General features: G+C 71.3%; 7 protein-coding genes. All 7 read right to left on the bottom strand.

Going from position 1 to position 13,839, the window contains the following annotated elements; genetic code table 11:
* Positions 1 to 161 precede the first annotated feature (161 nt).
* On the bottom strand, positions 162 to 365 hold the full coding sequence (locus ACWDR4_RS07535; protein WP_450405076.1) for a cold-shock protein: 204 nt from the start codon (positions 363 to 365) through the stop codon (positions 162 to 164).
* Between the two features lie 399 nt (positions 366 to 764).
* The gene (locus tag ACWDR4_RS07530) at positions 765 to 1,175 is read right to left on the bottom strand and encodes a hypothetical protein (protein ID WP_450405073.1); all 411 of its coding nucleotides are present in this window, start codon (positions 1,173 to 1,175) and stop codon (positions 765 to 767) included.
* Between the two features lie 351 nt (positions 1,176 to 1,526).
* Complete coding sequence (locus tag ACWDR4_RS07525) at positions 1,527 to 2,885, bottom strand: alpha/beta fold hydrolase (protein ID WP_450405070.1); 1,359 nt, start codon at positions 2,883 to 2,885, stop codon at positions 1,527 to 1,529.
* A gap of 272 nt (positions 2,886 to 3,157) precedes the next feature.
* Positions 3,158 to 5,104, bottom strand: coding sequence for a hypothetical protein (locus ACWDR4_RS07520; RefSeq protein WP_450405068.1), 1,947 nt, complete (start codon positions 5,102 to 5,104; stop codon positions 3,158 to 3,160).
* Positions 5,101 to 7,317, bottom strand: a complete 2,217-nt coding sequence (locus tag ACWDR4_RS07515) for a hypothetical protein (protein WP_450405065.1) — start codon at positions 7,315 to 7,317, stop codon at positions 5,101 to 5,103. Before ACWDR4_RS07515 ends, ACWDR4_RS07520 begins: the two co-directional genes overlap by 4 nt.
* Positions 7,314 to 10,022: a hypothetical protein gene (locus ACWDR4_RS07510; protein ID WP_450405062.1), complete on the bottom strand. Its 2,709-nt coding sequence runs from the start codon at positions 10,020 to 10,022 to the stop codon at positions 7,314 to 7,316. The genes ACWDR4_RS07515 and ACWDR4_RS07510 overlap by 4 nt, the downstream gene beginning before the upstream one ends.
* On the bottom strand, positions 10,019 to 13,669 hold the full coding sequence (locus tag ACWDR4_RS07505; protein WP_450405060.1) for a tubulin-like doman-containing protein: 3,651 nt from the start codon (positions 13,667 to 13,669) through the stop codon (positions 10,019 to 10,021). Before ACWDR4_RS07505 ends, ACWDR4_RS07510 begins: the two co-directional genes overlap by 4 nt.
* Positions 13,670 to 13,839 lie beyond the last annotated feature (170 nt).

The raw sequence follows: 13,839 nt of genomic DNA, 5'->3' as shown, positions 1-13,839 counted from the left end.
GAACAGATGTTTCGCTGACAGGTATTTCGCCCGCAGATATTCTGCGCGGGCGCAAGTGCTGAGATGGGAAAACCCGTAGGTGACACCACTGCGGGAAATATGTGCAGCTGAGAACCGCACCCCTAGGGATGCGGATCCCAGCTACGAAATGCGCGCCGACGTCAGGCGAGAACGATGTTCTCGGCCGTCGGGCCCTTCTGACCCTGCGCGATGTCGAAGGTGACCTTCTGGCCTTCCAGCAGCTCGCGGAAGCCCTGGGAGGCGATGTTCGAGAAGTGGGCGAACACGTCAGGTCCGCCGCCGTCCTGCTCGATGAAGCCGAAACCCTTTGCCGCGTTGAACCACTTCACGGTGCCAGCAGCCATGTTCATATCTCCTCTGGGGCCCTCTGGGGCAGTACATCGGGATCCGTACGGTACGGACGCCATGTCGCCGCGATGATGACCCGCCGGAAGATGATCGATCCGGAGATATGAAGCGCTCGAACTGTGGAAATGCGGCGCGGAGGCCGACTGGAGCGCTTGAGATTTTTGGGTACCAAAACTGCAACCGAGATCGACAGTAGCACGCTGCGGCGGTTGTGTGCGTTAAAGATCTCCACCGTGAGAGGGGCGTGAGAGCGGTGCGACAGAAACTCTCCCCGCGGGGTCTATTAAACTCTCCGACGGCGGGGACAGATATTGATTCCCCCTGAGTCCCCCCGAGTGCACGACCGACCCGCTGCGAGTGTCGCAGCAGGTCGTCGCTTCTCTGTGGTCAGAGGCCTACTTGAGGTTGAGGGTCTGGGTTTCCGTCGTGCCCGCCGGCCGCTGGATCTTGAAGCTCTTGCTGTAGGTGTGCGTGTCGTCCTCGCTGTCCACGCAGTTGACCGTGGCGTTGGCCTGCCAGACCTTCGGCAGCTTCGGGACACCCGTGAAGGTCAGCTTGTACTTCTCCTTCGTGTCCTCACCGGAGAGTTCGGTCGTCTTGGGGTCCTTGCCGGTGGGGGTGATGGACACATCGGTCACTGACGCGTCCTCGAATCGCTCGCAACTCGCGGTACCCGAGACGATGACCCTCGACTTGTCCGGATTGGCCTGTGTCGCACCGGTCGCTGCCGCGGACGCCGCGACCACCAGCGTCGCCACGGCCGTGGCGGAGGCGACCTTCTTTCCTCTGCTGCTGAAATCCCGCATTGCGGTCTCCACTCGTCTGCTTCGGGCCGCGTTGACGAGGACGCCGAACTGGGTGATTCCCGGGGCACGGCGTCGAATTCGCCATCTGCGGTGTGCCGTCGCGTGGGGGATTGTGCGCCTGCCGCCGTGGGTCGTGGCGTGCCGTGCCTACCTCGCACGGCGGTCGACTGTGCTGCGAATGGGCTGATGTCGAGCGCCGGTTGTGAAGGTTGTCGTGCCTGTGCGTTCCAGTGTCCGGCGCTCGTCCATCTGCTTGCCGACTGCGACCTCCGCGGCTGTGACGCCTACGTTTCGACCGTATCGAGCCCCAGGTGCTATGTCCACTTATGGGCTAATCGTCAGGTGGTTGACTCACGGCAGGATCGGCAGCACCCCGCAGTTCGACGTCGCCGGCTTGCCCGACAAGCGGTCCGTCAGCCAGTTCACCGCGCTGCCCTGGTCCGTCAGCAGCGGAGCGAAGTGGTTGAGCAGGGGGCTGATCACGTTCGGCAGGATCACCGGTCTGTACGTGACGTTCGCGCCCTTCGCGCACCAGTCCGCTGCGAGGCGGCGGGCCTGGCCGTGCGGGACCAGGTTGTCGCTGGTCCCCGTCGCTATCCGTACCGGGCTCGACGGTTTCTGTGTGCCGATGCGCTGGCTGTTCAGGAAGGTCTGGAGGGCCGGGGTGGACGCGACGATGTCGGAGATGGACTCGCCGTCCGTCGTCCACTTCGTGCTCTTCGTGTAGCCGTAGCTCAGGAGTGCGTCTCCTACGCACATCGTCGACAGGTCCGTCAGGGCGGCCTTGCCCGCCGTGTTCAGGTGGGCCTCCGCTATCGGGCGCAGTGTCGGGTCCGACTGCAGGAAGCCGTTCAGGGACCAGCCCAGGGCGCCCGTCAGTTCGCTGCCGTCGATCGCCTCTGTCACCGCCGTCAGGTCTGCGGGTGGGGCGCCCGCGTAGGTGCCGGCCAAGGTGATGTCGGGGGCGTAGGAGGCCTGGAGTTCCGCTGCCGCCGCTGTCGCTCCGCCGCCCTGGCTGTAGCCGAACAGGCCCACCCGGGAATCCGAAGTCACCGATGTGCCGGGGAGGTTGCGGGCCGCGCGTACCGCGTCCAGTACCGCGTGGGCCTCGTCGAGGCGGTTGACGTACGTGTGGAGGCGGTCCGTCGCGCCCAGGCCGGCGTAGTCGGTGACGACCACCGCGGCGCCGGTCGCCAGGAGGCGGTAGATCGCGATGTCCTCGTAACCGACGGACACCGTACGGCCGTTGAGGACCAGCGGGTGTTCCAGGCCCAGGGACGCGGCGCACTGGTCGCCCTGGCCCATCGTCCCCGGGGCCACCGCGACCAGCGGACGCGCGCCGCCGCCCTTCCAGGTCGCCGTCGGTTCGATGTACGCGCCGGTGACCGCGACCGGGGCGCCGTTCGAGTCCGTGGACTTGTACATCAGGCGGGTTGCCCGGCCGGGCAGGGGGCCGTCGAGGGTGGGGAGGGAGATGGCGAGGGGGAGGGGTTCGGTGCGGATCAGCGCGCCGTCGGGGGTGGGGAGCGTGGTCGGTGGCGTGTAGAACGCCGGGATTTCCACGCCCCGGGACACGACCGTCTCCGTCGTCTCCGTGGGGGAGGCGGTCGTTGCGGCCGTGGCTGTCGTCGTCGTGTACGAGAGTGCCTGAGCGCTCAGGCAGGTCGCAGCGGTTACTGCTGCGGCCAGGAGCCGTCTGCGTGCGGGCATGGCGAACCTCCTGTGAAGCGGCTGGCAGGAGCAGGGATGGGGGGAGTGGCGTCCTGTCCTCCCGCGTCCCACGGGTGGGCAAGTCGCCGCCTCTCGTTACCTGTTGTTCGGCGGTTCGCCTGGACCGTACCTACTGGTCGGTTACCTCGGGTAGCAGTCGGTAGATTACGGTTGAGTAACTTGACTCACTGTCTAATTGGAGAGGGCGAGGCGTGACGGAGTGCAGCCGGGGGTGGCGGTCCTGGTCGCGCTGGTGACCTCCGGCCGCTCGTCTACATGACGATCAGTGCGATCCCGATGAGTACGGCGATCACGGCGGCGCAGAAGCCCACCACGCAGCCCACGTTGTTCGTCAGCTCGGAGAAGCGGTTCGTGGAGGCCGGTGGTTCCGGTGTGGTGGTGGGCGGTGGTGGGGGAACGGCCGGCTGGGGTCCGTTCGGTCGGGTCAGCAGGACGCGCAGGCTCTGCTGCCACACCGTCGGCGGGAGGTCGGGGACCTCGCCGTTCGGCGGGGAGATGACGGTCTGCCAGAGCCAGTTGCCCGCGGTGGGGTGGAGGTCGCGGCACATTCTGGCCAGGAGTTCCTGGAGGTCGAGCAGATAGCGTTCGTCGCGGACCAGGGGCGCCACGGCCCAGGTGAAGAGGTTGGCCGCCCGGTCCGCCAGGGCCGCTCTCGACGCGAGTTCGCCCGGCTGCCCGTGGTGGGTCAAGTACAGGTTGTTGTGCAGTACTTGGGCACACAGGGTGTGTCGCATGTCCGGGGGGCGCCTTCGGCAGCGTTCGTCGTCGCCCAGTTCGGACAGCACCAAGTCCAGTGCGTCCGGCGGCAGTTCGCCCGAGCGCAGCTCGCGCAGGAGCACCTCGTCGGGCAGCGGGCGCAACAGCGCTTCCAGGATGGTGCGTTGCTGGAGATCCCCGCGCCGGTGGCCGCACAGCTCCTCGTGGAGTCCGTACGGTTCGGGGTCGGGCACGCGGCTGGGCTGCGGCGGAGTGACCGTGGGCGCGGGCTCCAAGTGCGGTTTCGGGTACGAGGGTTCGGGGAGCGGGGGCGCCGGAGGCTGCCGTTCCAGGTCGACGTCCTGGTCCGTCAGCCTCTGGAACGGGTGCTGTGAGGGCGCGGAGTCCCGGTCCTGGTACGGGTTCTCGGGCGGGGCGGGTCGCGGTGCCGGCATCTCCTGGCGCTCATCGAACCGGAGATCGGCATCCCGGCGCTCGGCATCCCGGTGACCGGCATCCCGGCGATCAGGGGTCGGGCGGTCCACGCTCAGGATTCTCCCCAGCAGGTCCCGTCGCCGGGCCCAGTCCAGTGTCGCGCCGCCGTTCAGCTGCTCCAGCAGCTGGGGTACGCCCGGGCCCGACTCCGGGTGGGCCAGGAGGTGTTCGACCAGGCGTACCGCCGCGTGGTGTTCGAACTGGGGGTTGGCGGGCGTACGGCCCATCACCACGCGGGCCAGCGGGCCCGAGCCGCCGGTGTCCTGTTCCCAGCGCGGGACGGAGGTGAGGCGCAGGGGGTGGGTGTCGACCGTGTCGTACGTCGCGAACGTCCACTCGTGGCCCGGCCAGGAGCCGAAGAGGAGGAACAGGCCGAGGTAGACCAGCGGTGCGCCGTCCCGGTCCGGCCAGCCGGGCGGGCTCGTCTCCCCCACGAGCAGCGACACCCGCTGTGCCGGATCGCGCAGCCACTCCGCCGCGACCAGGATCAGGGCACGCCGTACGCTCTCCAGCCGCCCCAGCATCTCCGGCAGCCGCTGCCTCGCCAGGGCGTCGAGTTTCGCGCACTCGACCACGGCCAGGGGGCCGGCCGCCTGCTCCGCGGACTCCCGCAGCCCCCAGCCGCCGTACGCCAGACCCAGGCACTGACGGGTCTTCAGGATGCCCGGGGCGCCCACCAGGACATGGCTGACCGTGCTCGGGCGGCCGTTCGGGTCCTTGGTGGGCCAGCGCTGGGCGAGCAGGACCTCGCCGTCGCGGGACAGGGTGCGTACGACGCTCGGGCGGGCCGCGCCCGGGCCGGACACCCACAGCAACGGGCCCAGTTCCCGGCCCAGTTGCTCGGCCCGCTCCGCCGAACAGGAGTGGGCGACCGCCTTCATGCCGGTGCCCTGCCGGCCGTGGTTGCCCTCCCACCGGAAGACCAGCTGATGCACCGACGGGACTGGATGCGCCGAAGGCGCCGATGCGGCCGAGGACACCGACGGCATCTCCTGGAACTCGCTCACTGCTCTTCCTCTCCCCGTTCCCGTTGCCGCTCCCGATCCCGTGCACGTCCGGGGCCCCCGGCTCCCCGCGCCCCGGGCACGCCGAACTGCCCGTGTCCCCCGTCGCCATCCGTCGGCACCGCCTCCCACGCCGCCGCCTCGCCCCGCGCGAACGCCTCGGGGCCGCCCGGGACGTCGATCAGGCCGTGCATCGCGAGCAGGGAGAGGAGCGGTTCCAGTACGCGCCGGGGTGCCGCGCCCGCCGGATAGCGGCCCTGGTCCTCCTGGCCGCCGGTGGCCGACGCGACGTGCAGGGTGCACCGGCGGATCGCGTCGAAGGGGCGCAGCCAGGCCTGGCCCGCGTGCCGGCGCAGGAACGCGTGGACGTCCTGGCTCTCCTCGCGGATGAGCGTGGCGTCCAGCGAGGTGGCCCCCGGCCGGCCCAGCCAGCGGTCGACCGGCGACTGGAAGCGCAGCAGGTCCGCCTTGCCCAGCACCATCGTGGCCGCCACCTCCAGGTACTGGCCCGTCTTCGGCAGCCGGTCGAGCACCGTCGCGAAGGCGAGGTCGCCGTCCCGGTTCACCTCGACCCCGCCGCGTTCCCTCGCGTGGTCCAACTGCGGGAGCGGCAGCGCCAGTACGGGGTCGACGACGAAGACCAGGGCGTCCACCCCGAGCAGGAAACGCAGGGCCGCGTCCGTGCGTACGAGGTCCTCACCGCCCAGGTCGAAGAAGGCGACCGGACGCACCTGCCCGTGGGCGTCGGTGAGGAGGAGGGACTCGGCGAAGCGGGCGAAGCCGTCCAGGCCCAGGACGGTGGTGTGGGCCAGGACGCGGCCGTTGCGCAGGGGCTGCACCCGTTCCCGTACGAACCGGGCGTGCTGCTCGGGGTTGACGGACTGCCAGCTGAGACCGAAGGGTTCGAGGCCGCCGTCGGTGATCTCGGCGATCATCTGGGTCAGCAGATGGCTCTTGCCGGTGGAGGACTGGCCGACCATCGCCACCGTCAGCGGGCGGCCGTACGTCAAGTACGGGACGGGGATGAAGTGTTCGGGGAAGTCCGGGTCCGCCGTGCACTTCTGGACCGCGCCGCGCATGACGTCCTGGCGGCGCAGCTTGCCGACGCCCGCGAGGTTCAGGGGCTGGTACTGCATCCGGCTGTCGGTGACGTACAGCGCGCCGAGGTCCAGCTGGATGGTCTCCAGGCAGTACGGGCAGATCACCTCGCTCTCGGTCAGGGCCGTTCCCGCGCCCGTACCCAGCGTCGAAGGGGCCACCGGTGCCTGTCGTTTGGCGCGCAGGGCCTGTTCGAACACCTGGCGGTCCTGCTGCGTCTCGTCGGGGGGTGCGAGGAGCGCGGCGCGGCCGGACGCCCCCGGGGACAGCAGGTCGAGGAGCTGGGCGGGGGTCGGGCGGCCGGTCGCCCGGGGGGCGAAGGCGTCCCTCAACGTCTCGGCCAGGACCCGGTGTTCGCCGAGGTCGGCCGGTGCCCGGTCGGCGTGGCCGGGGCGGCCGGTCACCAGCCGGTAGAGCACCTGGGCCGCGCTCCACACCGCGTCCCGGGAGTCGGTCACGCCCTCGCCCTGGCGCTGTTCGGGCGAGGAGTAGGGGGCCCGGCCCCACGCGGACCGGGGCCGGCCGACGTCGGTCACGCCCTCAAGTCCCCACAGTTGCAGGGAGGTTCCGTCCCAGAGCACGTTGGCGGGTGAGATGCCGCGCGGCACCAGACCCTGGCCGTCCAGCAGACACAGGGCGAGCATCAGGTCGCGGGCGAGGACCCGCTGGTCGGTCGACGACATGACGTGCGTCTTCGCGGCGGTGGCGCCGCGCGGTGGGTCGTACAGGAGGAACGGCTCGTCCGTGTCCAGCTCGTAGCCGATGAGCCGGGGGAAGAGCGGGGCGAACTCGGTGCCGTCGACCAGCCGGTGCAGCCGCAGCGCGGTACCCGCCTCGGTGTCGAGGAGGGCGCGGGCGGCCGGTTCCGTCGCGTCGGCGGCGGAGAGCCGCACTTGTACGCAGCGCTGTCCCTGGCCCCGGTCGTCGAGCAGGGCGTTGCGGATCAGCGGGGGCAGCTGCGGGTCGCGCCGGGACTCGGGGCCGAAGCGGACCCGGGTGATGTGGCGGCGGCCGGCGGGGGTGCTGAAGCCGAGCTTGGCGTCGTCGGGTCCGTCCGGGACCCCCGGCCCCGGTCCCGATCCTCCCGGACCTGGCCCTGGATGCGTGGTGCGGGTCACCAGCTGTCGCCGTCCCCTCGGTCGTACGGGCTTTCGTACTCGTAGCCGTGTCCGTTCCCGTACTCGTAGCCCTGCCCGCCCCTGTCCCCGTTGTTTCCGTTGTCTCCGTCCCCGTAGTCGTCGTTGCGGGGGCGGAAGGTGTCGACCACTCCGGGGCGCAGCGGGGTGAGCCGGAGCAGGCCCGCGTACCGTCCGGACGACGTCCACTCCACCTCCTCGGGGCGGTCCGTACCGTTCGTACGCCAGACCTTCTCGACCTCGTCGCGTACGGCCAGGGGCGCGAACCTGATCCACACGGCCGCCGCCGGATCGCGGCTCAGCAGTGCGCCCTGGTCGGGCGAGGACAGCTGGACCACGGACTGGCGGTCGGTCTCCGCGCCGACCAGTCCGGCCAGTGCGTGCGGGTCGGTGCCCAGCAGGCCGGCCGAGTTGGCGCGGGTGCGGCGGGTGGCGGCGAAGGGTGGCGCGGCCAGAACTCCGTTGTGCCGTAGGTGCCTTCGGGCCGTGGAGAGGAGTTCGGCGACCCGGCCCTCGATCCGGGTCGCGGCGAGCGTGCCGGCCTGGCCGCGTTCCACGGCGCCCCAGTAGGTCGCCATCGCCTTCAGGGCGGCGTCGGTGAGGTCGCGGGCGAGGGTGGCGACCAGTTCCGGGCCGCCCTCGGCGGTCTCGCGGTCCAGCCAGCGGGGTGTGGCGGCGGTGCGGTCCGCTGCGCGGGGCGGGGTGGACACGGGGGGTTCTTCGCGGGGAGTGGGTACGGCGGTGTCCGTGCGGTTCGCCGGGTCGTCGTCCCAGGACGGGGCGTCCGGCCAGGCGTACGCGGTCATCCAGTCGTCGTTGGCGGCCTTGTCGTCGGTGGGGCCGTCGCCGGTGCCGGAGAACGCGTCCGGGGTGCTCGACAGCCAGTCGTCCACCGGGAGCCCCCCGGCCCCGGCCCCGGCGTCGTACGCGTCGTACGCGCCGGCCCCGACCGTGGCTCGTTCGGGCTCGGGGACCGCTTCGGCTTCCGCCGCCGCTGCCGTCGCCCGGAGCACACCGGCTACGGAACGGGCCGCATCTGCGCAGTTCAGGCGCTCCTCTACGGCCCAGTGCTCGCGGACGCCCTCGGCGAGGAGGGCGTCCAGGCCTTGGAGGGCCTGGCGGAGTGTGGCGGTGGCGTGGCCCGGGGTCCAGGTGTCCGCTGCGGTGCGCCAGAGGCGGCGGGTGGTGTGTGCTGCGGCGCACAGGGCGATCAGCAGGGCGGAGGTTGCCACCCAGGGTGGGGGGTTGGTTGCGTACGCCACGAGGGCGCCGGTCAGGGCGCCGGCCCAGGAGGCGATCTGGGGGACCGTTGCCCAGCGGCCTGTGCGGCCTGTGGCTCCTAGGCGGGATGCGGCCAGGAGGGTCGTGGTGAGGAAGAGGAGCGGGATGATTAGGGCGAGTGCGAGTAGGGGGCCTTGCCATAGGGCGCCTAGCAGGCCGGCGCCTGTTGCGATGAATCCGGTGCTTAGTGCTCCGCGGGGAGGGTTGTCTTTCGGGTGCGGGTTCGTTGTGGCTGGTCGCGCAGTTCCCCGCGCCCCTATAGGGGCGCCATCGAACTCCCTGATTTTTCGTGCCAGCGCCGAGCTGGGGACCGGTTCCACCCTGCCCGCCAAGGCCGTGAACCTCTGGGCCACCGACCTCAACGCCAGGCCCTGGCCGAGCAGCTTCTCGGCGTATTCGCGTAGGGCCTCGCCGATGCGGTCGCGCATGCCCTCTGCTGTGGGGACGCGTAGGCCCAGGGCGGTGAGGTGGGCCGCTGCCTCGGCGGTTGAGGTGGTGCTGGTGGTCAGGGCCCTGCCCACCAGGGACTTGTAGGCGTCGAGGGACTGGCGGGCCTGGTCGAGGTCCGACTCGAAGGCCGCGCGGCGGGCGGGGCGGAGGAGGCCGGGGAGGGTGCGTAGGCCTGCCAGGGCCTCGTCGGCGTCGTCCAGGGCGTCCGCGCAGGCGCGGTACGTTCCGTCCGCCGGGCCGCCCGGTTCACGGTGCCGTTGGTCCCGGCCGCCTCGGCCGGTCACCAACGACCGCAGTGGCTCCGGCAGATCGGCGCCGGAGGCGACCGCCGTCGGTGGCGCGTGGTCGGTGTCGTGGCCCGCGAACCGGGTGAGCGCGTCGCGCCAGGCCCGGTCGCGCACCTCGGGGGGCAGATCCTGTTCGAGGAGGCGTACGCCGGGTGCGGCGACGGCCTCGGGCAGGGACTCCAGGTCGTGGAGGACGCGCAGATAGACGTCCGGTACCGACAGCACGTCCACCAGGACGGCCAGCGCGTCCGGGTCGTCGGGCGCGGGGTGCTCGACCGCCGTGCGCGCGGCGCGCAGGTCACCGGCCCACAGGAGGGCGGTGCCGGAGGTGCGCAGTACCGAGGGGCGCAGCAGCCGCCGGTCGGGCCGGAACGCCTCGTCCTGGTCGGCGTACGAACCGGGCGCGCTGCCCACCAGCAGGACCAGGATTCTCACCTCGCCCACCGCCCGGTAGCCGGAGAGGAGTTCGTACTGCCGCTGGTGGTCGGTGAGGCCGGCCGGGGTGTCGGTCACCAGGAACAGCGGGTCGTCGGGTTCCGGCTGCCCGGCCCGGGCGAGCAGGCGGGCGATGCGGGCCCGCAGTGCCTGGGCGGTGTCGAGTTCCGCCGCCCCGGAACGCAGGTCGAGCCGGATGACGACGGGGCCGGAGCCCAGGGTGGGCAGGCTCACTGGGCGTCTCCGTCCCAGGGCGAGCTGTCGCCGTCCCGGTCGTACCGGCGGTCGGCGTCAGTATCGGTGTCTGTGTCCATGTCGTCGGGCTGGTCCCAGGGGGCGGAGAAGCGCTCGGTGTCGCGCGGGGAGCCGTTGACCCGGCCGTCCGCACGGCCACCGACCTGGCCACCGGCATCGGGACCGATGTCTCCGTCCCGGGTGAAGAAGCGTGAACTGCCGCCGTACGCACTGTCGTTGTCGTCGCGGCTGTCGGCGGACGGCTTGGTGTAGTCGTCCACCGCGAAGTCGTCGTCGTAGCGGGCGGACGTACGAGGTGATGTGCGGGGGGTTTCCCGGGGGGCCGGCTCGTCGTCCCGGCGGCCCGCCCGCTCGTCGTAGCCGTCGGCCGACGCACGGCGCCTGTCGGGCTCCGGGGTCCGGGGTGCCGTACCCCAGTCGTCCTCGTCGTCGATCAGGCGTCGGGGGGTCTCCGGTTCCGGGCCTTGGCGGGGGGCCGGGGTGCCGCCGCGGACGTGTTCGAGGAGGGTGCGGAGGGTCGGCTGGACCGCGCGCTGGTCGCCGAACTCCGTGTCCAGGGCGGCCGGGAGGGTCTCCGCCCAGAACTCCCAGAGGGGGCGTACCCAGCCCTCGACGCGTTCGCCGTCCCGGTTGCGGCGCTCTGTGAGCAGGGCCAGCTGGCGCGGGGCGATCTCCTCGACGAGTTCGACGAACAGGGGGTCCGGATCGGTGCCGCTTCTCGTGAGGCCGAGCGGCTGAGCGCCCATGAGTTCGCGGCAGTAGTCCTCGACCGTGCGTTCGTCGTCGAGGACGGTCCAGCGTTCGTACGAGCGGAGCAGTTCCGCCCAGCTCGACACGCCGCCGGGGAAGTCGCCCAACCTCAGTCGTACGCCCGGTACTTGGGGGCCCTTCTCGGGGTGCAGGCGCAGCCGGACGCGGTCCGGGGACGCCGACTCGCCGTCCACGACGTCGACCTGGCCGTTCCACATGCAGCACAGCAGCCGGTGCAGGATGACGCGGCGGTCCTCCTCGCCGCTGACCATCCAGCTGTCCCGGTAGCCGAGCCGCTGGCGCCAGCGCAGGACGTCCTGGGCCTGTTCGTTGTCCTTGGCCCTGGCCCACTGGCGCAGCACCTTGCGGGCCTCTGGGACCTGGGTGAGGCTCATCTCGCTGCGGAAGAGGACGACCGTGACCGAGTCGCTCTCGACTCCCCTGTATTCGACCGAGTTTCGAGCGTCCGAGGGGAGGCGGAGTGCCTTGCCGAGGTACTGCTCGACCTCGTCCACCGCCTCCACGCGCGGGTAGGTGACCAGGACCCGCAGCGGGCCGGTGCCCTCCGGGGTGAAGCCGACCGGCAGCAGTCCGGTCAGCTTGCGGCCGAACAGGTCGAGGGCCTCCTTGCTGACCTGGTCGGTGGCGTCCGAGTCGCCCGCCGCTGCGGCCAGTAGCGTGCTCATGGACGGCAACAGGGGCCGTTCTTCGAGGCGTTCGCCGCCCTCCGCGAACAACCGGGTGATCCTGCCCTCCAGTTGGGCCTTCACGACGGAGACCGCGTCGTCGGGGCTGCGTCGGCTGCGGGCGTGGACGTCCCGCCAGGTGTCCCCGTCGACCAGCTTGAGCAGCAGCGAGGCCGAGTCCTCCGTCTCGCGCAGTCCCTCGCGGCGGATCAGCCTCGTCACCACGTCCTCGTAGAAGTGGTTGAGGGTGCGCTGCGGCGGCAGCAGATACGAGATGCCCGTGCGGTCCTCGTACAGTTCCATGCCCTTCTGCGCGGAGATCTTGCGCTCCTGGTCGCTGTGCGCGCGGAAGGCGTTGACCAGCCGGGCGATGTCGGCGCCCGCCGTGTCGGCCTGGGCCCGCCAGTGCTGCTGCTGTTCGCGCCAGGCCTCGTGCCAGATGGTCCGGCAGCGCCACTGGTACCAGGCGTCCTGCTCCTGGAGCGCGGCCTGGACGTCGTCGTCGCCCCAGCGGGCCGGTGACATACCCGCCAACCGGCCCTTGACCCGGGGGATCTTGGGCGGCTGTTCGGTCATGCCCGGCGGGCGTTGCGGGGCGCGGGAGCGGTGGTCGAGCATGCCGAGGAAGCCGAGCCGGGCGATGGCGTCGTCGCTCTCCGGGATGCCCCGGACGACCCGGTCGGCGTGGAAGGGGTCCACGTTCTGGAGGAGCTTGTCGATCGCGGGGCGCGGGGAGAAGCGGTCGGCCATGGTGGCGGCGGAGCGTTCGGCGCCGGCCCGCAGGTCGCCCAGCAGGCGCTGCATGTCCGAGACGCGCTCGCCCAGCGCCTGTTCTATGGCCTTGCCGCCGCGCGGCAGCGGTTCGGGGTCCAGGACGGGCAACTGCCTGCGTTCCCACAGCTCTTCGAGGTGGGAGTCGGCGAACAGCTGCCGGATCATCGGCACGGTGGCCTCGCGCAGCGCGGCCCGGGGCCGGTCCACGAGATCGGTGACCGCCTCCCGCAGCATCCGCCCGGCGACGAGGTCGGCGAGCTGGTCCATCGGGACGGTCATCGACGCGACCAGGCTGGTGGAGACGCCCTGGCGGCCGATGCCGGTCGGGGAGAGGGCACTTCGGTGCACACCCCGGTTGATGAAGCTGGCGGCGAAGGTCTGGAAGTCGTCGTCGCTGACCGTCGTCCGGCCCCGGGTGCGGCTGTCGCCCAGCTCGGTGCCGATCAGCGACATCACCAGGGACACGATGGAGCGCCGCAGATCGTCCGGGCGGATACCGGCAGTTGGGCTGAACAGGAACGACGTCGGCAGGATGCCGGTGCGCAGCCGGATCGGCTGGCTGCCCGGGTAGCGGACGCCGAGCCCGGCGGGCTGGTCGAGGTCGCCGATCTCGGCGCCCTCGGTCGGCGCGTTCTGCCCGTCGACCAGCCGGAACAGGTCCACCAGGGCGCGGGCCGCGTTGAGTTCGGCCTCGCGCCCGCCACCGGTCGCCGACGAGAACGACGACGGCATGACGACCAGCGGGTAGATCTTCACGCCGTTGAACCGGCGCAGCTGGAAGGCGTGGTTGATGAGGTGGAGATAGTCCAGGAAGATCCCGGCGCCTGTGCCTCCAGCCACCGAGAACGCGACGAACACATCGCAGCCGGTGACCTTTCCGCCGCCCAGTTCGGCGAGTTCGCCGCCGGCCCTGGCCATCGCGTCGATCGCCTGGAGCAGCGGCGTCAGAACGGGCGAGAGGCCGTGCCGGAGCGTGGCGAACAGGGCGGCGCGCCCGATGGTGGGCAGCTGTCCGGCGCCGTTGTGGAGCGGGGTGACGCGCGGCTCGTCGGTGCGCGGCGGCAGCCAGTCGGCGACCTCGCCGCGCAGACTCGCCCGGAGCATCTTGGTGACCTCCGGCGAGCTGTCGAAGTTCGGCAGCAGATCGTGGGTGGCCCGTGAGGTACGGGAGTAGGCGGCCCGCAGCGACGGGTCGACGTTGAACTGCGGCAGCCGCATCAGGTCCGACTCGCTGTAGTCCGCGTACACGAACTGCAGGCAGTCGGGCAGCTGGTAGGGGGCGTGGCCGCTCAGCCGGCTCAGGGCCGAGCCGTCCGGGCCGCACAGTTCGGCGCGCAGCCTGCGTTCCAGCTCGGCGCCGACCAGGCCACCGGTGCCGCCCAGGCCGACGAAGAGCATCGGCTGGAAGATCTTCATGGGTTTCCTCCCCGCGTGCGGCTGCTGGGCCGCGTGTTGGTGCCGTGCGGTGCGTTTGTGGGTGTGGATGGTGCGGCGCCGTGGGGGCTGGTCGCGCGCACGCGGCGGTAGCCGCACATGCAACACAGCCCCGCGCCCCTTTCGGGGCGCTGCGCGCCTCCGAATTCGTC

The sequence above is a fragment of the Streptomyces sp. NPDC000878 genome (genome assembly GCF_053599695.1).
Note: the sequence above shows the minus strand (reverse complement) of the source record. Positions and strands in the feature narration are given on the sequence as shown.